The 23133-nt window shown below is 53.2% G+C and carries 22 protein-coding genes; 19 read left to right on the plus strand and 3 right to left on the minus strand.

Annotation, left to right across the window (positions count from 1 at the left end):
• From amiB to EC840_RS13360, 13 genes are all read left to right on the plus strand, one after another.
• On the plus strand, positions 1 to 1761 hold the full coding sequence (amiB, locus tag EC840_RS13300) for an N-acetylmuramoyl-L-alanine amidase AmiB (RefSeq protein ID WP_132965699.1): 1761 nt from the start codon (positions 1 to 3) through the stop codon (positions 1759 to 1761).
• 32 nt (positions 1762 to 1793) lie between these two features.
• Positions 1794 to 3695 carry a DNA mismatch repair endonuclease MutL gene (gene mutL, locus EC840_RS13305; protein ID WP_132965700.1) on the plus strand — a complete coding sequence of 634 codons (1902 nt, stop codon included), beginning with the start codon at positions 1794 to 1796 and terminating at the stop codon, positions 3693 to 3695.
• Positions 3688 to 4629: a tRNA (adenosine(37)-N6)-dimethylallyltransferase MiaA gene (miaA, locus tag EC840_RS13310; protein WP_113877086.1), complete on the plus strand. Its 942-nt coding sequence runs from the start codon at positions 3688 to 3690 to the stop codon at positions 4627 to 4629. Before mutL ends, miaA begins: the two co-directional genes overlap by 8 nt.
• Positions 4630 to 4743: 114 nt before the next feature.
• A complete protein-coding gene (gene hfq, locus EC840_RS13315) occupies positions 4744 to 5052 on the plus strand; it encodes an RNA chaperone Hfq (protein ID WP_013573763.1) in 309 nt (102 codons plus the stop codon).
• Between the two features lie 98 nt (positions 5053 to 5150).
• Positions 5151 to 6455 (plus strand): ribosome rescue GTPase HflX, encoded by a 1305-nt coding sequence (hflX, locus tag EC840_RS13320; protein ID WP_014333660.1) that lies wholly within the window; start codon positions 5151 to 5153, stop codon positions 6453 to 6455.
• A gap of 33 nt (positions 6456 to 6488) precedes the next feature.
• Positions 6489 to 7793 (plus strand): FtsH protease activity modulator HflK, encoded by a 1305-nt coding sequence (gene hflK / locus EC840_RS13325; protein ID WP_113877087.1) that lies wholly within the window; start codon positions 6489 to 6491, stop codon positions 7791 to 7793.
• Between the two features lie 2 nt (positions 7794 to 7795).
• Complete coding sequence (gene hflC / locus EC840_RS13330) at positions 7796 to 8797, plus strand: protease modulator HflC (protein ID WP_112286828.1); 1002 nt, start codon at positions 7796 to 7798, stop codon at positions 8795 to 8797.
• 94 nt (positions 8798 to 8891) lie between these two features.
• Positions 8892 to 9092: a DUF2065 domain-containing protein gene (locus EC840_RS13335; RefSeq protein WP_112286827.1), complete on the plus strand. Its 201-nt coding sequence runs from the start codon at positions 8892 to 8894 to the stop codon at positions 9090 to 9092.
• A 144-nt stretch (positions 9093 to 9236) separates the two neighbouring features.
• Positions 9237 to 10535, plus strand: coding sequence for an adenylosuccinate synthase (locus EC840_RS13340; RefSeq protein WP_113877088.1), 1299 nt, complete (start codon positions 9237 to 9239; stop codon positions 10533 to 10535).
• Positions 10536 to 10763: 228 nt separating this feature from the next.
• A complete protein-coding gene (gene nsrR, locus EC840_RS13345) occupies positions 10764 to 11189 on the plus strand; it encodes a nitric oxide-sensing transcriptional repressor NsrR (RefSeq protein ID WP_013573769.1) in 426 nt (141 codons plus the stop codon).
• Between the two features lie 41 nt (positions 11190 to 11230).
• Positions 11231 to 13729, plus strand: coding sequence for a ribonuclease R (gene rnr, locus EC840_RS13350; protein ID WP_129639340.1), 2499 nt, complete (start codon positions 11231 to 11233; stop codon positions 13727 to 13729).
• Positions 13730 to 13943: 214 nt separating this feature from the next.
• On the plus strand, positions 13944 to 14687 hold the full coding sequence (rlmB, locus tag EC840_RS13355) for a 23S rRNA (guanosine(2251)-2'-O)-methyltransferase RlmB (protein WP_095923693.1): 744 nt from the start codon (positions 13944 to 13946) through the stop codon (positions 14685 to 14687).
• Between the two features lie 136 nt (positions 14688 to 14823).
• Positions 14824 to 16455, plus strand: a complete 1632-nt coding sequence (locus tag EC840_RS13360; RefSeq protein WP_132965702.1) for an isovaleryl-CoA dehydrogenase — start codon at positions 14824 to 14826, stop codon at positions 16453 to 16455.
• Here EC840_RS13360 and bsmA read toward each other — a convergent pair whose 3' ends face one another.
• Both bsmA and EC840_RS13370 read right to left on the minus strand, forming a co-directional pair.
• Entirely contained in the window at positions 16456 to 16767 is a 312-nt protein-coding gene (gene bsmA / locus EC840_RS13365) for a biofilm peroxide resistance protein BsmA (RefSeq protein ID WP_132965704.1), read from the minus strand.
• A gap of 96 nt (positions 16768 to 16863) precedes the next feature.
• A complete protein-coding gene (locus EC840_RS13370; RefSeq protein WP_132965706.1) occupies positions 16864 to 18813 on the minus strand; it encodes a methyl-accepting chemotaxis protein in 1950 nt (649 codons plus the stop codon).
• Between the two features lie 279 nt (positions 18814 to 19092).
• Here EC840_RS13370 and yjfP point away from each other — a divergent pair, with 279 nt between their 5' ends.
• From yjfP to rplI, 5 genes are all read left to right on the plus strand, one after another.
• Positions 19093 to 19842, plus strand: a complete 750-nt coding sequence (yjfP, locus tag EC840_RS13375; protein ID WP_132965708.1) for an esterase — start codon at positions 19093 to 19095, stop codon at positions 19840 to 19842.
• A gap of 150 nt (positions 19843 to 19992) precedes the next feature.
• Entirely contained in the window at positions 19993 to 20385 is a 393-nt protein-coding gene (gene rpsF, locus EC840_RS13380; protein WP_013573776.1) for a 30S ribosomal protein S6, read from the plus strand.
• Positions 20386 to 20390: 5 nt separating this feature from the next.
• On the plus strand, positions 20391 to 20708 hold the full coding sequence (priB, locus tag EC840_RS13385) for a primosomal replication protein N (RefSeq protein ID WP_095923688.1): 318 nt from the start codon (positions 20391 to 20393) through the stop codon (positions 20706 to 20708).
• A 4-nt stretch (positions 20709 to 20712) separates the two neighbouring features.
• Positions 20713 to 20940, plus strand: coding sequence for a 30S ribosomal protein S18 (gene rpsR, locus EC840_RS13390; RefSeq protein ID WP_002210155.1), 228 nt, complete (start codon positions 20713 to 20715; stop codon positions 20938 to 20940).
• A gap of 39 nt (positions 20941 to 20979) precedes the next feature.
• Positions 20980 to 21432, plus strand: a complete 453-nt coding sequence (gene rplI, locus EC840_RS13395; protein ID WP_013573778.1) for a 50S ribosomal protein L9 — start codon at positions 20980 to 20982, stop codon at positions 21430 to 21432.
• A 100-nt stretch (positions 21433 to 21532) separates the two neighbouring features.
• Here the strand turns inward: rplI and EC840_RS13400 are convergent, their stop codons facing one another.
• On the minus strand, positions 21533 to 22243 hold the full coding sequence (locus EC840_RS13400) for a LysM-like peptidoglycan-binding domain-containing protein (RefSeq protein ID WP_113877093.1): 711 nt from the start codon (positions 22241 to 22243) through the stop codon (positions 21533 to 21535).
• A gap of 255 nt (positions 22244 to 22498) precedes the next feature.
• On the opposite strand from EC840_RS13400, the gene fklB reads away from it, so the two are divergent.
• Positions 22499 to 23119, plus strand: a complete 621-nt coding sequence (gene fklB / locus EC840_RS13405) for an FKBP-type peptidyl-prolyl cis-trans isomerase (RefSeq protein WP_037034256.1) — start codon at positions 22499 to 22501, stop codon at positions 23117 to 23119.
• Positions 23120 to 23133: the final 14 nt, after the last annotated feature.

The following is a 23133-nucleotide window of genomic DNA, read 5'->3' on the forward strand; positions in this document are numbered from 1 at the left end:
ATGAACTCACGTTTTACCTCTCTGTTTACGTCGGCGGCGATGTCATTATCGACGCGGATGTTATCGACGCTGATGTTGTTTGCTGTGCTGGCGTCGCCGGTTTTTGCGGCGGGCATGAAAAATATCAATGTCTCCAATGGCCAGACGCAGTCGACGGTCACGATTACGTTTGACGGTTCGCCGGATTACTCCTTTTTCCCGCTGCATAATCCTGAACGTGTGGTGATGGATATCCGCCAGGACGGCGTGATGAAAGGCCTGCCGCTGAATTTTAACGGCCAGAACCTGGTGACGCGTGTGCGTGCCAGTACCCCGCCGAATGCACAAAGCCAGCGTCTGGTGTTTGAGCTTAATCAGAAAGTCAGAACCAACGCGACGAAACAAAAAGACGGCAGCCAGTACACGGTAGTGCTGACCATGAATGCCGCCGCGCCCGCACCACGCCGTGCTGCGCCGGTTGTCACAGCCACCAATACGCCTTCGCCAAATGCAGGCAAAACGGTCACGCCATCGTCTAAATCCAATCCGTTTACCAACGATCAGACCAAAGTGGTTTCCACTTCTGTCGCCCCTGATAACTCGCGTTCATCAACTGTCAGCACCAGCGACAGCAGAATCATTGTCGCGATTGATGCCGGTCACGGCGGACAGGATCCCGGAGCCATCGGTGCGGGCGGTCTTAAAGAAAAGAACGTCACTATTGCCATCGCCCGGAAATTGCAGGCGATTCTGAATGCTGATCCGATGTTCCAGCCGGTATTAACCCGTGACGGTGATTACTTTATTTCCGTCATGGGACGTTCCGATGTGGCGCGTAAGAAAAACGCCAACGTACTGGTTTCCATTCACGCCGATGCCGCGCCAAGCCGCAGCGCGCGTGGCGCATCGGTTTGGGTATTATCGAACCGCCGCGCGAACAGCGAAATGGGTAACTGGCTCGAGCAGCACGAGAAGCAATCTGAGCTGTTAGGTGGTGCGGGTGACGTGCTGGCGAATACCGCATCCGATCCGTACCTGAGTCAGGCCGTGCTCGATTTGCAGTTCGGTCATTCTCAACGTGTCGGCTATGACGTCGCGACCCGTGTTCTGCGCGAACTGCGCTCCGTCGGCTCGTTGCATAAAGCCAAGCCGGAGCATGCCAGTTTAGGCGTATTACGCTCGCCAGATATTCCTTCCCTGCTGGTGGAAACCGGCTTTATCAGTAACTCAACTGAGGAGCGGCTGCTGGGCAGCAGCGCGTACCAGGATAAAATTGCGAGGGCCATACACATCGGTCTGCGTAATTATTTCCAGTCGCATCCGATACAAAACGGCCCAAAGGTCGAAAACCGTCCGCTGCTGGCCTCATCAGCAGCGGCGGCCGACAGTAGCGCGAAAGCCAGTAATCAGCCGGGACCGATTGAAGTGACCGCCGGTGCAGCCGGTGCGACGCAGATCCATAAAGTGACCCGCGGCGAAACGCTGACCGGCATCGCAAACAGCTACGGCACGACGACTGCGGCACTGCGTGACCTCAATAAACTGAAAAAAGACGGTGTCTGGGTCGGCCAGCGATTGAAAGTGCCAGCGGGCACCCGCACATCTTCTGGTACAACGGCAAAAGCGTCGAAGAAATCGTCGAAACATACCGTTAAACGCGGTGATACGTTGTCGGCAATCGCGAGTAAATATGGTGTCAGTATGAATGACATCAAAACCGCAAATCACATGAAGTCTGGCGAGGTACAGCTCGGCCAAACCTTAACTATTCCACAGTCATAGGCGGTTCATCACCGTCAGCCACAGGAGCCGCTATGCCGATCAAGGTACTGCCGCCGCAACTTGCTAACCAGATAGCTGCGGGCGAAGTTGTCGAAAGGCCGGCTTCCGTGGTGAAAGAGCTGGTGGAAAACAGCCTTGATGCCGGCGCAACGCGAATCGATATTGATATCGATCGCGGCGGTGCCAAGCTAATCCGCATTCGCGATAACGGCTGTGGTATTGGCAAAGACGAACTTGCGCTGGCGCTGGCGCGTCATGCAACCAGTAAAATCACCTGTCTTGACGATCTCGAAGCTATCATGAGTCTGGGATTCCGCGGCGAAGCGCTGGCGAGTATAAGCTCGGTTTCGCGTCTTATCCTGACATCACGTACGGCTGAGCAAAATGAAGCCTGGCAGGCCTACGCCGAAGGGCGCGACATGGCGGTCACAGTCAAACCCGCGGCGCATCCGCAGGGCTCGACCATCGAAGTGCTGGATTTGTTCTACAACACGCCCGCCCGCCGTAAGTTCATGCGCACTGAGAAAACCGAATTTACCCATATTGATGAAGTTGTCCGCCGGATTGCGCTGGCGCGCTTTGACGTGTCCGTCAATCTCAGCCACAACGGCAAGCTTATTCGGCAGTATCGCGCGGTCAAAGACCCTTCGCAGTTCTCCCGACGTCTGGCAAGCATTTGCAGCCCGACATTCGTCGAGCACGCGCTGGAAGTGGAATGGAGTCACGGTGACCTGGCGATCCGTGGCTGGGTGGCGGATCCGGCAGGTTCGCGCAACCTGACTGACATGCAATATTGCTATGTGAATAATCGTATGATGAAGGATCGTCTGATTAATCACGCGATCCGGCAGGCCTATCAGGATCAGTTGAAAGACGATCAGCAACCTGCGTATGTGCTTTATCTGGATGTCGATCCGCATCAGGTGGATGTGAATGTGCATCCGGCCAAACACGAAGTGCGCTTCCATCAGTCGCGGCTGGTACACGATTTTATTTATCAGGCGGTAATGTCCGTATTGCAGCAGGCGGGCGCGCCGGTTCTGGATGAGCCACAGCTACAGCAAGATACACCGCGCTGGCAGCAGGAAAACCGTCAGGCCGCAGGCGGGAATCATTTCTCGCAACCGGCAGAACGTAAATCATCACCACCGCGTGAAAATGTGTTTCCTGAAACAGCACGTGCCAGTCAGCCACGGGAACCGGCTTTTCGCAGCAATGAACCGGCTTACAATCCTTCTGAAAGCAAGGCTTACGGCCGTTTATTGCAGCCTGCGCCGGAGTCATTCACCTTACAGGAACCGGTTCCTGTCGTGGCACAGCCCGCTAAGTCTGCCGCTTCTGTGGCCCGTACACTGGCTGAACCGGCACTGGAATCACACAGTCAGAGTTTCGGACGTGTGCTGACGGTCTGTTCGGCGGAATATGCGTTACTTGAGCGCGGCAAACAACTGGTGCTGCTGTCGTTGCCGGTGGCCGATCGCTGGCTGAAATGGGCACAGCTGACACCGCCGGAAGAAGGGTTACGTCCGCAGCCGCTTTTGATTCCGCTTAAACTGAACGTCAGTAAAGAAGAGGCCGCTGTCATGGCGCGGCATCAGACGTTATTGCAGCATTTTGGTTTAGAAATGCTCAATGAGTCGCATCGTGTGACGGTTCGCGCGGTACCTTTACCATTACGCCAACAAAATTTACAAAAGTTGATACCTGATCTGTTAGGTTACCTTGCTGTTCAGCAGGAGGTGACTTCTGATGCGGTAGCCATGTGGTTTGCCCGCCACTGTGGCTGCGAGCACGAGGTCTGGACGATTTCACAAGCCATACAATTACTCACGGATGTTGAGCGTCTTTGCCCGCAGTTGGTGAAATCGCCTCCGTCCGGACTTCTGCAACCTCTTGATTTACAGCCCGCGCTGGCGGCTTTTAAGCATGACTGACTCTGAAAACAACGCGCTTCCCCCGGCAATCTTTATCATGGGGCCGACCGCATCCGGTAAAACGGCACTGGCGATGTCGCTGATGAACCATCTTCCCGTTGAGTTAGTCAGCGTGGACTCGGCTTTAATCTATCGTGGGATGGACATCGGCACAGCGAAACCGACGGCGGAAGAGCTGGCGCAAGCGCCGCACTGTCTGATCGACATTCTGGATCCGGCCGAGGCTTATTCCGCGGCAGACTTTCGTCGCGACGCATTACGCGAAATGGCTGAAATAACCTCACGCAATAAGATCCCGTTATTGGTAGGTGGGACTATGCTTTATTTCAAGGCATTGCTTGAAGGACTTTCCCCGTTACCACCGGCCGACCCTGAGGTTCGTGAACGTATCGAAAAGCAGGCGGCGGAGCAGGGTTGGGAAGCACTTCATGACCAATTGCGCGAGATAGACCCGGTGGCGGCTATGCGAATTCATCCGAATGATCCGCAGAGACTGTCCAGAGCACTGGAAGTTTTTTTTATTTCGGGTAAAACTTTAACGGAACTGACTAAAATTTCGGGTGAAACATTGCCCTATCGTGTTCATCAGTTTGCGATTGCCCCGACCCGTCGTGAATTATTACATACGCGGATCGAGGAACGTTTTAGTCAGATGTTGTCCAATGGTTTTGAAGACGAAGTCAGAACGCTGATAGCTCGGGGCGATTTGCATACCGATTTGCCTTCTATTCGCTGTGTAGGCTATCGCCAGATGTGGTCATATTTGTCTGGTGAATTCGATTACGATGAAATGGTTTATCGTGGTGTTTGCGCGACACGACAGCTGGCCAAACGTCAGATGACCTGGTTGCGAGGTTGGGAGGGTGTCGAATGGCTCGATTCTGAGAAGCCAGAAGAGGCCTTAAACCGTGTAATTCAGGTTGTTAGTGCATAGGTTGGGTGATTGTGTACAATTGATGAGTACTCAGCGCGCAAATTTTTTATGTGATTTATTTTCGAGCCGATAGGCTCAAAGTTACAAACAACAAACTAATAAGGAAAAGATAGAATGGCTAAGGGGCAATCTTTGCAAGATCCGTTCCTGAACGCATTGCGTCGTGAACGTGTTCCGGTTTCTATTTACTTGGTGAATGGTATTAAGCTGCAAGGCCAGATTGAGTCTTTTGACCAGTTTGTCATTCTGTTAAAAAATACGGTAAGCCAGATGGTGTATAAACACGCTATCTCCACCGTAGTGCCTTCCCGCCCGGTGTCACACCATAGCAATAATCCAGGTTCGGGCAGCACCAACAATTATCACCAAGGTAGTACTCCGTCTGCGCAACAGCCGCAGCAGGAAAACGATGACGCTGAATAAAGCGCAGCGTTGGTCAACCACGAAGGGGTTCATAAGTATTCCGATTATGCTTATGCACCCCCGGCTGGCGAATATTTCCCAAATGAGAGGTCGCAAGCTTGTTTGACCGTTATGAAGCCGGTGAGCAGGCCGTACTGGTTCATATCTATTTCTCGCAAGACAAAGACACGGAAGACCTGAGCGAATTTGAATCGCTGGTTTCTTCTGCAGGTGTAGAGGCGTTGCAAGTCGTCACCGGGAGCCGTAAGGCACCGCACCCAAAATACTTTGTCGGTGAAGGAAAGGCCCAAGAAATCGCAGATGCCGTCAAAGCAACGGGCGCCTCTGTCATCCTGTTTGATCACGCCTTGTCTCCCGGCCAGGAAAGAAACCTGGAAGCCTTATGCGAATGTCGCGTTGTCGACCGCACCGGATTGATATTAGATATTTTTGCCCAGCGGGCCCGAACACACGAAGGTAAGTTACAAGTAGAACTGGCGCAATTACGCCACATTGCTACCCGACTGGTTCGTGGCTGGACGCACCTTGAACGACAGGGCGGCGGTATTGGCGCACGTGGTCCGGGTGAAACCCAGCTCGAAACTGACCGCCGTTTACTGCGAGACAGAATCACTTTAATCCTCAGCCGTCTTGAAAAAGTGGCTAAGCAGCGTGAACAAGGTCGCCGTTCACGCGTTCGTGCGGATATTCCGACGGTGTCTTTGGTTGGATATACCAACGCCGGGAAATCCACACTTTTTAACCGTATTACTCAGGCCGATGTTTATGTGGCCAATCAGTTGTTTGCTACGCTTGATCCTACGCTGCGCCGTATTATGGTCGCAGATGTCGGGGAAACAGTTTTGGCGGACACCGTAGGGTTTATTCGTCACCTGCCCCATGATTTGGTTGCGGCCTTTAAAGCAACGTTGCAGGAAACCCGACAGGCATCTCTGTTATTACATGTTATTGATGCAGCGGACATCCGTGTTCAGGAAAATATTGACGCGGTGAATACGGTGCTGGCAGAGATCGAAGCAGATGAAATTCCTGCGCTGTTAGTGATGAACAAAATAGATATGTTGGATGATTTTGTCCCGCGTATCGACCGCAACGAGGAGAATTTGCCTGTCAGAGTCTGGCTTTCAGCCGTGACAGGTGAAGGCATTCCGTTGCTATTTCAGGCATTAACGGAGCGACTCTCCGGCGAAATCGCGCAGCATGAATTGTGCTTGCCGCCGGAAGCAGGCCGCCTTCGTAGCCGTTTTTACCAGCTTCAGGCAATTGAAAAAGAATGGATTGAAGAGGATGGCAGTATTGGTCTGATGGTGCGAATGCCCATCGTTGACTGGCGCCGCCTCTGCAAACAAGAGCAGGAACTGGAAAGCTATGTCCGCAACCAGAGCCTGTCTGATTTGGCCTGAAGAACACCAATCATAGAATAATGGAGCTATAACATGGCGTGGAATCAGCCCGGTAATAACGGACAGGACCGCGACCCCTGGGGCAGCAGCAATAATAATAGCGGCAACTCTGGTGGAAATTCTGGTGGAAATAATGACAACAAAGGCGGCCGCAATCAGGGGCCACCTGATCTGGATGATATCTTCCGTAAACTCAGCAAAAAACTGGGTGGTTTCGGTGGAAAAGGTTCAGGCAACAATAACAACAACAGCAATAACAACGGTGCGCCAACCGGTTCCGGTCATGGAATGAGTGGCACCCGGATTGCCGGCATCGCGGTCGCTGCGGTGGTGGTTATCTGGGCTGCGACAGGTTTCTATACCATTAAAGAAGCCGAACGTGGCGTTGTGACCCGTTTTGGTAAGTTCAGCCATCTGGTTGAGCCGGGCCTGAACTGGAAACCGACCTTCATCGACCAGGTACGCGCAGTGAACGTAGAATCGGTACGTGAACTTGCTGCGTCTGGCGTGATGCTGACCTCTGACGAAAACGTGGTACGCGTTGAAATGAACGTACAGTACCGCGTGACGGATCCTGAAGCTTATCTGTTCAGCGTCGCCAATCCTGACGACAGCCTGAGCCAGGCAACGGACAGCGCATTACGTGGCGTTATCGGCAAATACACGATGGATAAAATCCTGACTGAAGGCCGTACCACGGTGCGTAGCGATACCCAACGTGTACTGGAAGAAACCATTCGTCCGTACAAAATGGGTATCACTATTCAGGACGTTAACTTCCAGACCGCGCGTCCGCCGGAAGAAGTGAAAGCTTCCTTCGATAACGCGATCGCTGCCCGTGAAAGAGAGCAACAGTCTATTCGTGAAGCAGAAGCTTATGCGAACCAGATCCAGCCTCTGGCAAATGGTGAAGCACAACGCTTACTGGAAGACGCAAAAGCCTATAAAGACCGTACTGTTCTGGAAGCACAGGGTGAAGTTGCCCGTTTCTCCAAACTGTTACCTGAATATAAAGCCGCGCCGGAAATTACCCGTGAGCGTCTTTATATCGAAACCATGGAAAAAGTCCTCAGTCACACCCGTAAAGTTCTGGTGAGTGATAAAGGGAATAACCTGATGGTATTACCGCTGGATCAGATGCTGCGTGGCGGCAATGCAGCAGCCAATGACACCAGCAAAAATGATGAATCAGGTTTGTTGCCTTCCGTTCCGGGTTTAACCAGCAGTAATGGCAAAAGCAGTGCCGGTACCAGCAGTTCCCGTTCGTCTGGCAGTGTCATGGACCAGCGCCGTGCAAACGCACAGCGTGACGATACACTTCGCGTAGGGAGAGAATAACAATGCGTAAGTCATTTTTACTTATCGTCGTTGTGGTGCTGGTGGCGCTTTATGCCTCACTGTTTGTCGTTCAGGAAGGTCAGCGCGGGATCGTGCTGCGTTTCGGTAAAGTCCTGCGTGACAGCGATAATAAACCGCTGGTCTATGCGCCGGGCCTGCATTTTAAAGTTCCCTTTGTGGAATCCATTAAAATGCTCGATGCGCGTATTCAGACCATGGACAACCAGGCTGACCGCTTCGTGACCAGCGAGAAGAAAGACTTAATCGTCGATTCTTACCTGAAATGGCGTATCAGTGATTTCAGCCGCTACTACCTGGCAACGGGCGGTGGTGATGTGTCTCAGGCAGAAATTCTGCTGAAACGTAAATTCAGTGACCGTCTGCGTTCTGAAATTGGTCGTCTTGATGTGAAAGACATCGTGACCGATTCCCGTGGCCGTTTGACGCTGGACGTGCGTGATGCGCTGAACACCGGTAGCGTAGGTGATGAACCTGAAGCGACCACTGAAGCTGATGATGCGATTGCCTCTGCGGCCAAACGTGTTGAACAGGAAACCAAAGGCAAACAGCCTGCGGTCAACCCGAACAGCATGGCAGCACTGGGTATTGAAGTGGTGGACGTACGTCTGAAACAAATCAACTTGCCGGAAGAAGTGTCCAGCGCGATTTACGATCGTATGCGCGCTGAGCGTAATGCGGTGGCATTGCGTCACATTTCTCAGGGTAAAGAAGAGGCGACTAAGATTCAGGCAGCGGCGGATTACGAAAGAACCCGTACTGTGGCTGAAGCAGAACGTACAGCCCGTATCACCCGCGGTGAAGGTGATGCCGAAGCGGCGAAACTGTTTGCTGATGCATTCAGCCAGGATCCTGACTTCTACGCATTCATCCGTAGCCTGCGTGCTTACGAGGCCAGCTTCAAGAGCGGTAACGACGTCATGGTGTTGAGCCCTGACAGCGATTTCTTCCGCTTCATGAAGTCTCCTGATCAAAAGAACAAATAATTGCTGATGCAATTTCCAAAAGGCCCTTGACGGGCCTTTTGTCTTTTCTGAAACCGATATAATTTTCCGCAAAGGAAGCACTGAGACACTCAACATGAATTCGACAATTTGGCTGGCGCTGGCGTTAGTTTTGGTTCTTGAAGGTTTGGGGCCGATGCTTTATCCAAAAACATGGAGAAAAATGATCCTCTCACTGGCGAATCTTCCGGACCATGTTTTACGGCGTTTTGGCGGGGGACTTGTGGTGGCAGGCTTCGTTATTTACTACATGTTGCGTAGTCGTCTGGGTGGCTGAGCTTTTGTTACAACCCAGGTGTCACGTCTTGCTGCGACGCGTAGCACGCAATTAAAATTTTTCCCGCAAACGTGTGCTAAAAGTGCTGGAAAGCACAGAATGAGATGTTAGAATCCTTTTTTAAGCAACCTGGTGATTCTTGAGATGGGTAAGAACGTCGTCGTACTCGGCACTCAATGGGGTGATGAAGGGAAAGGCAAGGTCGTAGACCTGCTTACTGAACGGGCTAAATATGTTGTGCGCTATCAGGGCGGTCACAACGCCGGTCACACTCTGGTTATCAACGGTGAAAAAACCGTTCTTCATTTAATTCCTTCTGGCATTCTGCGTGAAAACGTGACCAGCATCATCGGCAACGGTGTTGTTCTGGCGCCTGACGCGTTGATGAAAGAAATGGGCGAACTTGAAGCTCGTGGCATCCCTGTACGCGAACGTCTGTTACTGTCTGAAGCTTGCCCGCTGATCTTGCCTTACCATGTCGCGCTCGACATGGCGCGTGAAAAAGCGCGTGGCGATAAAGCGATCGGCACTACCGGTCGTGGTATCGGCCCGGCTTATGAAGATAAAGTTGCCCGTCGCGGTCTGCGCGTTGGCGATCTCTTCAACAAAGAAACTTTCGCTATCAAGCTGAAAGAAATCATCGATTACCATAACTTCCAGCTGGTTAACTACTACAAAGTAGAAGCCGTTGATTTCCAGAAAACGTTGGATGATGTCCTGGCTATCGCCGACATCCTGACGGCTATGGTTGTTGACGTGTCTGAGCTGCTGGATGGCGCGCGTAAGCGTGGCGACCTGATCATGTTTGAAGGCGCACAAGGTACGCTTCTGGACATCGACCACGGGACTTATCCGTACGTGACCTCTTCCAACACCACCGCTGGCGGCGTCGCTACTGGTTCAGGTATTGGTCCGCGTTACGTTGATTATGTTCTGGGCATCGTTAAAGCTTACTCCACCCGCGTGGGTGCAGGTCCGTTCCCGACGGAACTGTTCGACGAAACTGGCGAGTTCCTGCGTAAGCAAGGTAACGAGTTTGGCGCGACCACTGGCCGTAGCCGTCGTTGTGGCTGGCTGGACATCGTGGCCGTGCGTCGTTCTGTGCAGATCAACTCCCTGTCTGGTTTCTGTCTGACCAAACTGGACGTGCTGGACGGTCTGAAAGAAGTGAAGCTGTGTGTCGGTTACCGTATGCCTGATGGCCGCGAAATGACCACCACTCCGCTGGCTGCTGAAGGCTGGGAAGGTATCGAGCCAATTTACGAAATCATGCCTGGCTGGACCGAAACCACCTTCGGCGTGAAAGAAGTAGAAAACCTGCCACAGGCAGCGTTGAACTACATCAAGCGTATTGAAGAGCTGACAGAAGTGCCGGTCGATATTATCTCTACTGGCCCGGATCGTAGCGAAACCATGATCCTGCGCGACCCGTTTGACGCATAACAGCCTGAGCTGATTGCGTAAAAACGTCATAACCGGGCAAAACTGCCCGGTTTATTTTTTTGTGAATCCCTTCTCTTGTGTACTTTCCATAAACCATCCACTATCTAAATGATTAGCTGCAAAGTTCGCGGCTGGTTTATCATCAAAGTGTCATAATAAACAATCATCTTCACCCTGTTGGCATGGCTGACGTGGAAAGACCGGGTAAATAGCTACCCAGAGGTATGTGTGCAGTTAACGAGTTTTACTGATTATGGTTTGAGAGCGTTGATTTATATGGCTTCGTTGCCGGATGATCAGATGACCAATATTTCGCAGGTCACCGAGGTTTACGGTGTATCGCGCAACCACATGGTGAAAATCATTAATCAGTTGAGCCGTGCTGGCCTGGTGACTGCCGTTCGCGGAAAGAACGGAGGGATCAAACTGGGCAAGCCCGCAGAGACCATTCGCATTGGCGACGTGGTGCGCGAACTGGAACCTCTTTCGCTGGTCAATTGCGCCAGCGACTTTTGTCATATCACGCCTGCATGCCGGCTAAAACAAGTCCTGCACACTGCTGTAGAACATTTTCTTGATGAGCTGAATCAGTACACTCTGGCCGATATGGTCAAAGACAACTCAACGCTCTACAAATTATTGCTTGTTGAATGAAAGACTTTCAACAAACTGCTGATGACAACGGAGGAACCGCTATGTCACATGATCCATTCCTGGAACGAGAAGCAGAAAAATACGAATCACCTATTCCCAGCCGTGAATTCATTCTGGAACATCTCGCGAAACGTGAAACCCCAGCCAGCCGGGAAGAAATCGGTAACGAACTGAATCTGTCCGGAGAAGAAGCGCTGGAAGCCCTGCGCCGTCGTCTGCGCGCGATGGAACGTGATGGCCAGTTAGTCTTCACCCGCCGCCAGTGCTACGCGCTGCCGGAGCGTCTGGACTTGCTGAAAGGCACGGTTATCGGCCATCGCGATGGTTACGGATTCCTGCGCCTCGAAGGCGTGAAGAAAGACGATGTCTATCTTTCTGCCGAACAAATGAAAATGTGCATCCACGGCGACGTGGTTCTGGCACAGCCGGTCGGCACCGACCGTAAAGGCCGCCGTGAAGCGCGCATTGTGCGTGTTCTGGTGCCGAAAACCAGCCAGATTGTTGGCCGTTACTTTACTGATGCCGGTGCCGGTTTTGTGGTGCCCGACGACAGTCGTCTGAGCTTTGACATCCTGATCCCGGCCGACGCCATTAACGGTGCGCGCATGGGCTATATGGTTGTTGTTGAACTGACTCAGCGTCCGACCCGCCGGACCAAAGCGGTGGGTAAAATCGTTGAAGTCCTCGGCGATAAAATGGGTACCAGCATGGCGGTAGATATCGCGCTGCGCACCCATGAAATTCCGCACGTCTGGCCGCCACAGGTTCTGAAACAGGTCGAAGATCTGAGCGAACAGGTGCCGGAAGAAGCGAAAAAAGGCCGTGTCGATTTACGCAGCCTGCCGCTGGTTACCATTGACGGTGAAGACGCGCGTGACTTCGATGACGCCGTGTACTGTGAGAAAAAACGCGGCGGTGGCTGGCGCCTGTGGGTCGCCATCGCCGACGTGAGCTATTACGTCCGTCACGGCACCGCGCTGGACGACGAAGCCCGCAGCCGCGCGACGTCCGTTTACTTCCCGTCGCAGGTTGTCCCGATGCTGCCGGAAGTGCTGTCCAATGGCCTGTGCTCCCTGAACCCGCAGGTAGACCGCCTGTGTATGGTCTGTGAGATGACTATCTCCGCGCAGGGCAAACTGACCAGCTCTAAATTCTACGAAGCGGTGATGAGCTCCCACGCGCGTCTGACGTACAACAAAGTCTGGCGCATCATCGAAGGCGATCCGGAGCTGCGCGAGCAGTATTCGCCGCTGGTTAAGCATTTGCTTGAACTGCACACCATGTACAAAGTGCTGGATCAGGCGCGTGCAGAACGTGGCGGTATCGCATTCGAAACCGAAGAAGCGAAATTCATCTTCAATGCCGAGCGCCGTATCGAACGTGTCGAACCGACCGTGCGTAACGACGCCCACAAACTGATTGAAGAATGCATGATCCTGGCGAACATTGCTGCGGCGCGTTTTGTTGAAAAACATAATGAACCGGCGCTGTTCCGTGTGCATGACCGTCCAAGTGATGACCATATTTCTGCGCTAAAAAGCGTGCTGGGCGAACTGGGTCTGGTGATGGGCGGTGGCATGAAACCTGAGCCGAAAGATTACGCTCAGATCATGGATGAACTGGCCGATCGTCCTGACCGCGAAATGCTGCAAACCATGTTGCTGCGTTCGATGAAACAGGCGATTTACGATCCGGAAAACCGTGGCCACTTTGGTCTGGCGTTACAATCTTACGGACACTTCACTTCACCAATCCGTCGTTATCCGGATCTGGCGCTGCACCGTGCGATCAAGTACCTGCTGGCGAAAGAGCACGGCACGTTGAAAGATCGCTGGACGCCAACCGGCGGCTGGCACAGTGATTACGAAGACATGTTGCAGTTAGGCGAGCATTGTTCGATGGCAGAACGCCGTGCGGACGAAGCGACCCGTAACGTGGCGGACTGGCTGAAATGTGACTTTATGCAGGATCACGTGGGTGAAGTCTTCACCGGCATCATCGCCAGCGTGACCGGCTTCGGCTTCTTCGTGCGCCTCAACGATCTGTTCATCGACGGGCTGGTGCATGTGTCCTCGCTCGACAACGATTACTACCGCTACGATAACATCGGCCAGCGTCTGGTCGGCGAGTCTTCCGGTGCCGTTTACCGCCTCGGCGATACCGTCGAAATCCGTGTTGAAGCCGTGCATATGGACGAGCGTAAAATCGATTTCGCGCTGGTTTCCAGCACCCGCAAAGCGCGTGGTGAAGGTAAAACCGCACGTGATCGCGCTAAAAAAGGCGGCGAGCGTTCTATGCGTTCCGCAGCACCGGCCAACGCCGGCCGTCGTCGCACCGGTAAGAAAAACGTGAACTTTGAGCCGGACAGCGCCTTCCGCAAAGATGACGCGAAACCCGCCAAGCCGAAGAAAGAGAAAGCGGTAAGCGCGGTCGGTAAAGACGGCAAGCCGAAGAAAGCTAAAAAGCCTTCTGATAAAACAGCAAAAATTGCTGCGGCAACCAGAGCCAAACGCGCGAAGAAAAAGTCAGCAGAAAGCTAAGCCAGACGGGCTGGTATTCTACCCGAAAGCATTCAGGTTGCAGGAAGGCGGCAAACGAAGGAATCCCGATGAGCTTACTCAGGTAAGTGATTCGGGTGACTGAGTGCCGCCAACGCATCTGCAGCATGAATGATGAAGGGTATGATAGAATCGCCCGCAATCCCTGTTAACTTGCGGACAGCTTGCTGTCCGCAAGTCTATTTTAAAGAGCATCATGAGCGAAATTATCTACGGTATCCATTCCGTTAAAGCCTTACTCGATAACGATCCGCAACGCTTTCTGGAAGTCTTCATCCTGAAAGGCCGCGATGATAAACGCCTGAAACCGCTGATCGACGAGCTGGAAGCCAGCGGTATTGTGATCCAGGTGGCGAGCCGTCAGTGGCTGGATGATAAATCCGAAGGCGCCGTGCATCAGGGCATCATTGCGCGCGTGCGTGAAGGTCGTCAGTATCAGGAAAACGACCTGCCTGCATTACTGGAAAGCCTCGATTGTCCGTTCCTGCTGGTTCTGGATGGCGTCACCGATCCGCATAACCTGGGCGCTTGTCTGCGTACTGCGGATGCAGCCGGTGTTCACGCGGTGATCGTCCCGCGCGACCGTTCTGCCAAACTGAATGCGACCGCCAAAAAAGTCGCCAGCGGCGCAGCTGAAAACGTGCCGTTGATCAACGTGACCAATCTGGCGCGTACTTTGCGCGTGTTGCAGGAACACAATGTCTGGATCGTCGGTACCGCCGGTGAAGCCGATCACGATCTGTTCCAGAGCAAAATGACCGGCCCGATGGCGTTGGTGATGGGCGCAGAGGGCGAAGGTATGCGCCGTCTGACCCGCGAACATTGCGACGAGCTGATCAGCATCCCGATGGCGGGCAGCGTGTCTTCCCTGAACGTTTCTGTCGCGACCGGCGTTTGCCTGTTCGAAGCGGTACGCCAGCGTGGTCTGAAGAAAAGCTGATTTCTGCTTTCTCAGCTGTTGATTAAACGGGAGCCTCAGGGCTCCCGTTTGCATTTCTGCCTTTGTGATCTGCCCGTCTGTTAATTCCCCGATTTTTACCATACTTAGGCCATATCCTTTTAACGGGGAGCAGGCGATGAACTGGGAAACACATCGGGTTTTTAATCAGCCCAAGCCACTGAGTAACAGTAACTTATTCCTTTCCGATACTCCGCTGCGCGAAGCGGTTTCCCGTCAGCAGGCGGGATGGGATGCTGATGTGCTGGCGTCGCTCGGGCAGCAGTTAGGCTCTGCGGAATCGCTGGAGCTGGGCAGGCTGGCGAATACCAATCCACCGGAGCTTTTACGTTATGACTCCTGCGGTGAGCGTCTGGACGACGTTCGTTTTCATCCCGCCTGGCATCTGCTGATGCAGGGGCTGATCGCCAACCGTGTGCATAATTTGCCGTGGCAGGAAGATGCGCGTATCGGTTCGGCAGTAGCCCGTGCAGCGCGATTTATTCTTCACGGTCAGGTTGAAGCGGGAACGTTATGCCCGGTGACCATGACATTCGGCGCGATCCCGTTGCTGCAAAAAACGCTGCCGCCGGAATTCAGAGGCTGGCTGAAACCGCTGTTATCCGATCGTTATGATCCGCATCTGCAATCCGGCGACCAGAAGAAAGGCGTGCTGATCGGCATGGGCATGACCGAGAAGCAGGGCGGGTCCGATGTCCTCAGCAACACCACGCGGGCGATGGCGCTCGAGGGGCGTGGCAGCGGAAAGCCTTATCATCTGCTCGGCCATAAATGGTTTTTCTCTGTGCCGCAAAGCGACGCGCATCTGGTACTGGCGCAGACTGATGGCGGACTTTCCTGTTTCTTTATGCCGAGAGTTTTGCCAGACGGAACACGCAATGCGATCCGCATTGAGCGGCTGAAAGACAAACTGGGTAACCGTTCGAACGCCAGCAGCGAAGTGGAGTTTCAGAATGCCACCGGCTGGCTGCTGGGCGAAGAGGGCGAGGGCATCCGCCATATCCTGAAAATGGGCGGTCATACGCGCTTTGACTGCGCGCTGGGCAGCCACGCCATGATGCGCCGGGCGTTGTCGGTAGCGCTTTACCACGCCTTCCAGCGGCAGGTTTTTGGTAAACCTCTTATTGAACAACCGCTGATGCGTCAGACGCTGAGCCGCATGGCGCTGTTGCTGGAAGGGCAGACGATGTTGCTGATGCGTCTGGCTGCGGCGTCTGGCGCGCACGATAATCCGGCAGAACAGCTGCTGTGCCGGTTGCTGACACCTGCCGCCAAATTTGAAGTGTGCCGTCAGGGAATGCCGTTTGTGGCTGAGGCGATGGAAGTGCTGGGCGGGATTGGATATTGCGAAGACAGCGAGTTGCCGCGTTTGTATCGTGAAATGCCGGTCAACAGCATCTGGGAAGGCTCGGGGAATGTGATGTGTCTGGATGTGCTGCGCACGTTCAAAAAACTGCCCGCCAGCGGAGAAATGCTGCAACAGGTCTTGTATCAGGCTCGCGGCCAAAACCGTATATTTGACCGCGCCTCCCGTCAGTTTTTACAACGTCTGCGTACAGCGGAAGAAGCGCACGGGCGCTGGCTGACCGGTCAGCTGTTCAACCTGATGACGGCAACACAGATGCTGGAATTTGCTTCGCCACCGGTGGCGGACGCCTGGTGCAGAATGGTGCTCGATCCGCGCGGCGAAACGCAGTTGCCGGAACGTTTGTGCCAGCTGTTGCTTAACCGCGCGATCGGCGCTGAATAATCAGCGGTAGAGTGTGGCCTGTGAATACCAGCGGCCGGGAATAATGGTTTCGCTGTTAAACATGATCACGTAGTAATGCGCACCCGCAGCATCGGCGCGGCGCTGAACTTCTGCTTCTGCATCCATCGGGCTGCCAATCACATCGACCGTGATGCTGCCAATTTTGGTGAGTGTGGACGTCTGCGCACGGGTTATTTCCTGCGCTTTGGCTGTCACGGCGGGCGGAGGAACCGGCGTGGTGTGCATCAGATTACTGCAACCGCTTAACGCAACGAGTAACAGTAACACAGCGGAGATTCGGAGGGATTTCATCGTGATATCCGGTAAAAGGGCGATACCCTGAAGTGTAGCCCTTTCACCGGTCTGCTGGCGAGTCCGCGCGGTGTTTATTGCCGCGCAATTCACGGCTTAACGTTCTGAAATTTTGAAGACGCTGACCAGTTTTGAGAGGTGTCGCCCTTGTTCGCTGAGCGCCGCGGCAGTCTGCTGTGAGTTTTCGACCAGAGTGGCGTTCTCCTGTGTAGCTTTGCCAATCTGCATAATGGCGATATTCACCTGCGAAATGCCGGAGGATTGTTCGTGCGACGCCACATCGATATCGCTCATCAGCACTTTCACCTGACGGATCCCCTGCAATATGTTGCTCATATTCGCCTGCGTTTTAGCAGCACTCTGATGCCCGTCTTCGACTTTGCTCAGGGAATCGGCGACCAGATTTTCAATCTCTTTAACCGCATTAGAACTGCGCTGCGCCAGTGCCCGGACTTCCGAGGCGACCACCGCAAAGCCACGACCATGTTCACCGGCTCTGGCGGCTTCTACGGCGGCGTTCAGCGCCAGAATATTGGTCTGGAAGGCGATGCCTTCGATAACTGTGGTGATATCCGCGATGCGCGTTGAGGCGTGCTTAATGGCCTCCATGCTTTCAACCGACTGATTCACCGCATCAGCGCCAACGGTGGCGGCTTTGTCGGTCTGCTGCACCAGCTGAGTCGCCTGCGTGGCGTTATCCGCCGTATTCTGCACAGTAGCGGTGATCTGCTCCATGCTGGCGGACGTTTCTTCCAGGCTGCTGGCCTGCGTGCCGATCTGCTGATTGATCTGCTCGCTGTCGTGCGCCAGTCCTTGCGTGTTGAGCATGATTTCAGACGAAACCTGCCGTACCTCGCCGACAATTTTTTCCAGCCCGTGACCAATACCGTCTATCGCATGCATCAGCGCACCAATTTCATCTACGCGCTGCGTTTGTGCCCGTGCGCGCAGGTCACCACTGGCATATTGCTGCGCGATACTCACGACGTCGCTGAGCGGGCGGCTGACCAGCTTGCGCGTCAGCCAGATGAACAGCGCGGCGAAACAGGCCAGCGCCAGCAGGCTGATCAGCAGGAAGTGATTACGCGTACTGTTCACCTGCTCCATCAGGCTGTCTTTATCCGTGCTGCCGACCACGACCCAGTGCCACGCGGGAACATTCGCGTAGACCATAAATTGCTGGTGATGAGTGGCCGTGTCTGTGTACTCGCGCTGGCCTTTCGGCTGCGCCATCACCTGTTGCAGTTCGCCTTCAGGCCACGCTGGCGTTTTTCCTTCATCAGTGGAATGCACCAGATATTTACCGAGATCTTTACCGGGTGCGCTGTTGAGCACAAAGAAATAGCCTTTCTCGCCAATGCGTTTGGAGAGGATTTTCTGACGCATGTCGGCATATTCCTGCGTGATATCCACACCCACGAACAAAATCCCAATGACGCTGCCCTGCGCATCGCGCACCGGCTGATATTTGGTGATGTATTTTTTGCCAAACAGCGTGGTCAGCCCGCTGAAAGATTGCCCTGCCATAATTTGCGCATAAGCGGGGCTGGTATTGTCGAGCAGGGTGCCGATAGCGCGGTTGCCGTCTTGTTTTTTCAGCGAAGTCGTCACGCGGATAAAGTCATCGCCGCGGCGTGCAAATACGGTGGAAATTGCGCCGGTGCGCGCCAGAAAGTCATCGGGAATTTTGCTGTCGAGATTTAGCGGCAACCCGCCGGCTTTAATGACCGGTGCAGATTGTTCACCGACCATTACCGGACTGGTGGTATCCAGCTCGAAATCTGACGGCAGGAAATGGCTGAACAACCGCGTGTAGCTGTCCACTTCGGCATTCAGACTGGCGTTGTACATTTCAATCATGTCTACCACACCGGTGACCTGCTCTGAAATGGCGTTGACGGCAAGTGTATTCACCTGCCTTCCGGCGGAGTGAGTCAGTGACAAAGTGAAAATAATAAATAACGAGCCGACCAGTAAAGAGGCGATGCTGGCCAGTTTTGCGCCAATGCTCCAGCGGCGAAAGGCGCGTTTTGATGACGTTTTCATGGGATTTTTCCGTTAGCTTCTGATAGCGCACTAACGGCGAAAAACAGGAAAGGATTAATGATCAAATGTAACTGGTTATTTCAATAAAAATTGATCTGAATCAATGAAATAATGGTGAATATATGAATTTTAATTAAAGCCAGTGGTACTGAAAATCAGAATTGAGCATAACGGGTTATAAATTATACGAAAAAGGGAGTGGTCGCCGGTTTGCAGACCCGTAGAATGTCAGAACACAGTAACGCCATATATTTTTCTAAATGCGCAGGGGAATTCACGATGGTAGAGATGCACGAAGAAACTGTTGAGGGGATCCAGGTGATCCACGCAGTACCCGCCGGGCAGTATCAGCAACAGCTCCCGACGATTTTTTTCTATCACGGTTTTCTGTCATCCAAAGAAATTTATTCCTATTTCGGTTACACGCTGGCAAAAGCGGGTTTTCGCGTGATCTTGCCTGATGCATTAATGCACGGTGCCCGCGCAGAAAAAAATGAGGCCAGAACCGTGGCGAATTTCTGGAGCATTTTGCAAAATAACATCGATGAGCTGGCAATACTTAAAGAGGTGTTTGTCGGACGTGGTCTGGCAGACCCGCAGCGTTTAGGCGTCGGCGGTGTCTCGATGGGCGGAATGACCACCATGGCGGCGCTGGTGAAATTCCCGTGGGTGAAAGTGGCAGCGAACCTGATGGGCTCAGGTTATTTCACCCGTCTATCGCACCACCTTTTCCCTGCTTACAACGCCGGGGACATCGTATCGCGTGATGTGTTCGAACGCGAAGTCGCCCCTTTACTCAGTCTGGATATCGGCGGAAAAGCAGCGTTAATCGCCGATGTTCCGTTGTTTGTCTGGCATGGCGAAGAAGATGATGTCGTCCCCTTTGCTGAAAGCCAGCGGTTGCGGCAGGAACTGGCAGAAAGCGGCGCGGATGCCAATCTGACCTTTATTTCTGAAGCGGGCGCGAAGCATAAAGTCTCGGTTCATGCGCTGGCAGAAGCTACGACATTCTTCGCAGCGAAGCTGTAGAGAAATTAATCTGCCTTTCTCCTTGAGTTTCCCACAGGCTGTACATATAATTGCGCGTCATTTTTTCGACCGCACACAAACACGTTCCTTGCTTCCATGGGCCGCGGTTGACCCTGACAGGAGGCTGAATAATCCGTAAGGAGCAATTCGATGCGTCATTACGAAATCGTTTTTATGGTTCACCCTGACCAAAGCGAACAGGTTCCGGGCATGATCGAGCGTTACAGTGCAGTAATCACTAACGCTGCTGGTCAGATTCACCGTCTGGAAGACTGGGGCCGCCGTCAACTGGCTTACCCGATCAACAAACTGCACAAAGCTCACTACGTTCTGCTGAACGTTGAAGCTCCGCAGGAAGCGATCGATGAGCTGGAAACTAACTTCCGCTTCAACGACGCCGTTATCCGTAGCATGGTTATGCGTACTAAACACGCGGTAACTGAAGCATCTCCAATGGTTAAAGCTAAAGACGAGCGCCGTGATCGCCGCGAAGATTTTGCTGAAGCTAACGATGATGCTGAAGCTGGGGATTCTGAAGAGTAATTGCCGTGACGGCGAATCGTCTGGTGTTGTCCGGCACAGTGTGCAAGACCCCCATTCGTAAAGTCAGTCCTTCGGGCATTCCACACTGCCAGTTTGTGCTAGAACACAAATCCTCGCAGCAGGAAGCCGGATTTAACCGACAAGCATGGTGCAGAATGCCCGTGGTTGTCAGTGGACAAGCGTCACAAGCATTAACTCACAGTTTAACGGTCGGCACGCAACTCACTGTTACCGGATTCATTAGCTGCCATCAAGGGCGCAATGGACTGAATAAAGTGGTGTTACATGCCGAGCAGATTGATTTGATAGATACTGGAGACTAGCCTAATGGCACGTTATTTCCGTCGTCGCAAGTTCTGCCGTTTCACCGCGGAAGGCGTTGTAGAGATTGATTACAAAGACATCGCTACACTGAAAAACTACATTACCGAAAGCGGTAAAATTGTCCCGAGCCGTATTACCGGTACTCGTGCAAAATACCAGCGTCAGCTCGCTCGTTGCATCAAGCGCGCTCGCTACCTTTCATTGTTGCCATACACTGATCGTCATCAGTAATCGGCCACTGTCTATTAACGACTTTGAGAGGATAAAGTAATGCAAGTTATTCTGCTTGATAAAGTAGCAAACCTGGGCAGCCTGGGTGATCAAGTTAACGTTAAAGCGGGCTACGCTCGTAACTTCCTGGTACCACAGGGCAAAGCTGTTCCTGCTACCAAGAAAAACGTTGAGTTCTTCGAAGCGCGTCGTGCAGAACTGGAAGCCAAACTGGCTGACGTTCTGAACGCTGCTGAAGCTCGCGCAACTAAAATCAACGAACTGGGTTCAGTAACCATCGCGTCTAAATCAGGCGACGAAGGCAAACTGTTCGGCTCTATCGGTACTCGCGATATCGCTGATGCAGTAACTGCTGCTGGCGTTGAAGTTGCTAAAAGCGAAGTTCGTTTGCCGAATGGCGTTCTGCGTACCACTGGTGAACACGAAGTTGAGTTCCAGGTACACAGCGACGTATTCGCTAAACTGAACGTAGTTGTGGTTGCTGAAGCGTAATAGCGCTGAAGTAAACCTGTGAAACGCCGGCCATGTGCCGGCGTTTTGCTTTTCTGCGTTTGGGAAAGCGGAAAGGAAAGGTATCGCCTGAAAATCGGGATCAGTTACTGCGCTGGAAACTACCGTCCGGCTGGCGGGTAAATGTCACCGTAACGTTTTGATCGGTTGTCACCTGCAAAGCAGTGACCACGCCCTGTGCATCACGTTGAATTTTCACTTCCTGCCCGGTCTTCAGGGTACTCAGCGGTTTTTCTGCGCCTTCAACCCTTGCCATCGAAAACACATCATTGACCGCCATATTGTTATCGCGGAATAACTGCGCCAGCGTCTGACCGGATTGCACCTGATAACTGCGCCATGCGCCGCTGTTGTCATTACTTTGCGGCGAAACAGGATCCGGCTGTGCCATCTGCGTGGTGCGACCCTGATCGTTACGCAAATCGGCCTGCATCGGGATGCTGGTCGGTTGTTGCGGCTGCGCAGGGGCATAGGTATTTTCAGGCGTGTAAGGCCACAGCAGTGCCAGAAGGATCACCAGTACCGCAAGAATAATGCCGCGGCGATGCGCATAAGGCAGTGGCGACATCCACTGGAAATCGTCGCTCAGATGCCAGATTTTATTGAGCAGTGTTTTGCCCCGGCTGACCGCCGGCTTTTCAGTTTCAGCGGTGACGCCGTCCTGAATTTCGCTTTCACTTTCGCTCTTTGCTGACGTGTCTCGCAATGGCCTTTTCATAATGGCAATCCAGGATCTCAACATGGGTTGATAAATACGGATGGCTTTCCTTCTCCTGGGCGGGATTCTGCCCATGACGACCTCTCTTGTTAACTGTCGCAATTTCTACTGGCTGTTGCTGCCTAGTATAGCTGTTTAACTGCTTGATGCGGAAAGGGACAAAGCACAAATATCACCCAAACGATGTGCTAAATGGCGTCAAATGCGAAAAATTTCCCGAAAAGAGGAAGGAACTGCGCCTGCCGTCATGTTGCCTCACAGAGGATTTTACCCAAAAGCCTTGCGCTGCTATGCTGCGCCTTCGACATTTTTAAGAGCTAAGGAAATTTCATGACTACCCCTTCATTTGACAGCGTAGAAGCGCAGGCAAGTTACGGTATCGGCCTGCAGGTCGGTCAACAGTTGCAGGAATCAGGTTTGCAGGGCTTAGAGCCTGACGCACTGCTGGCAGGCTTACGCGACGCGCTGGAAGGGAATACGCCAGCCGTTCCTGTTGATGTGGTTCACCGCGCACTGCGTGAAGTCCACGAACGTGCTGATGCTGTCCGTCGTGAACGTCAGGAAGCTCTGGCTGTTCAGGGTCAGGAATTCCTGGCTGCAAATGCACAGCGCGAAGGCGTGAGCAGCACCGAGTCCGGTCTGCAATTCTCTGTTATCACTCAGGGCGAAGGCACCATCCCGGGCCGTCAGGACCGTGTACGCGTTCACTACACCGGTAAACTGATCGACGGCACCGTGTTCGACAGCTCCGTACAACGTGGCGAACCGGCTGAATTCCCGGTTAACGGCGTGATCGCAGGCTGGATCGAAGCACTGACCCTGATGCCAGTCGGTTCTAAATGGGAGTTGTACATCCCTCATAACCTGGCTTACGGCGAACGTGGTGCGGGTGCTTCCATCCCTCCATACAGCGCGCTTATCTTTGAAGTTGAGCTGCTGGAAATTCTGTAATTCTTTTCAGAATA

The sequence above is a fragment of the Rahnella sp. JUb53 genome (assembly GCF_004346065.1).
GTDB classification, from domain to species: domain Bacteria; phylum Pseudomonadota; class Gammaproteobacteria; order Enterobacterales; family Enterobacteriaceae; genus Rahnella; species Rahnella variigena.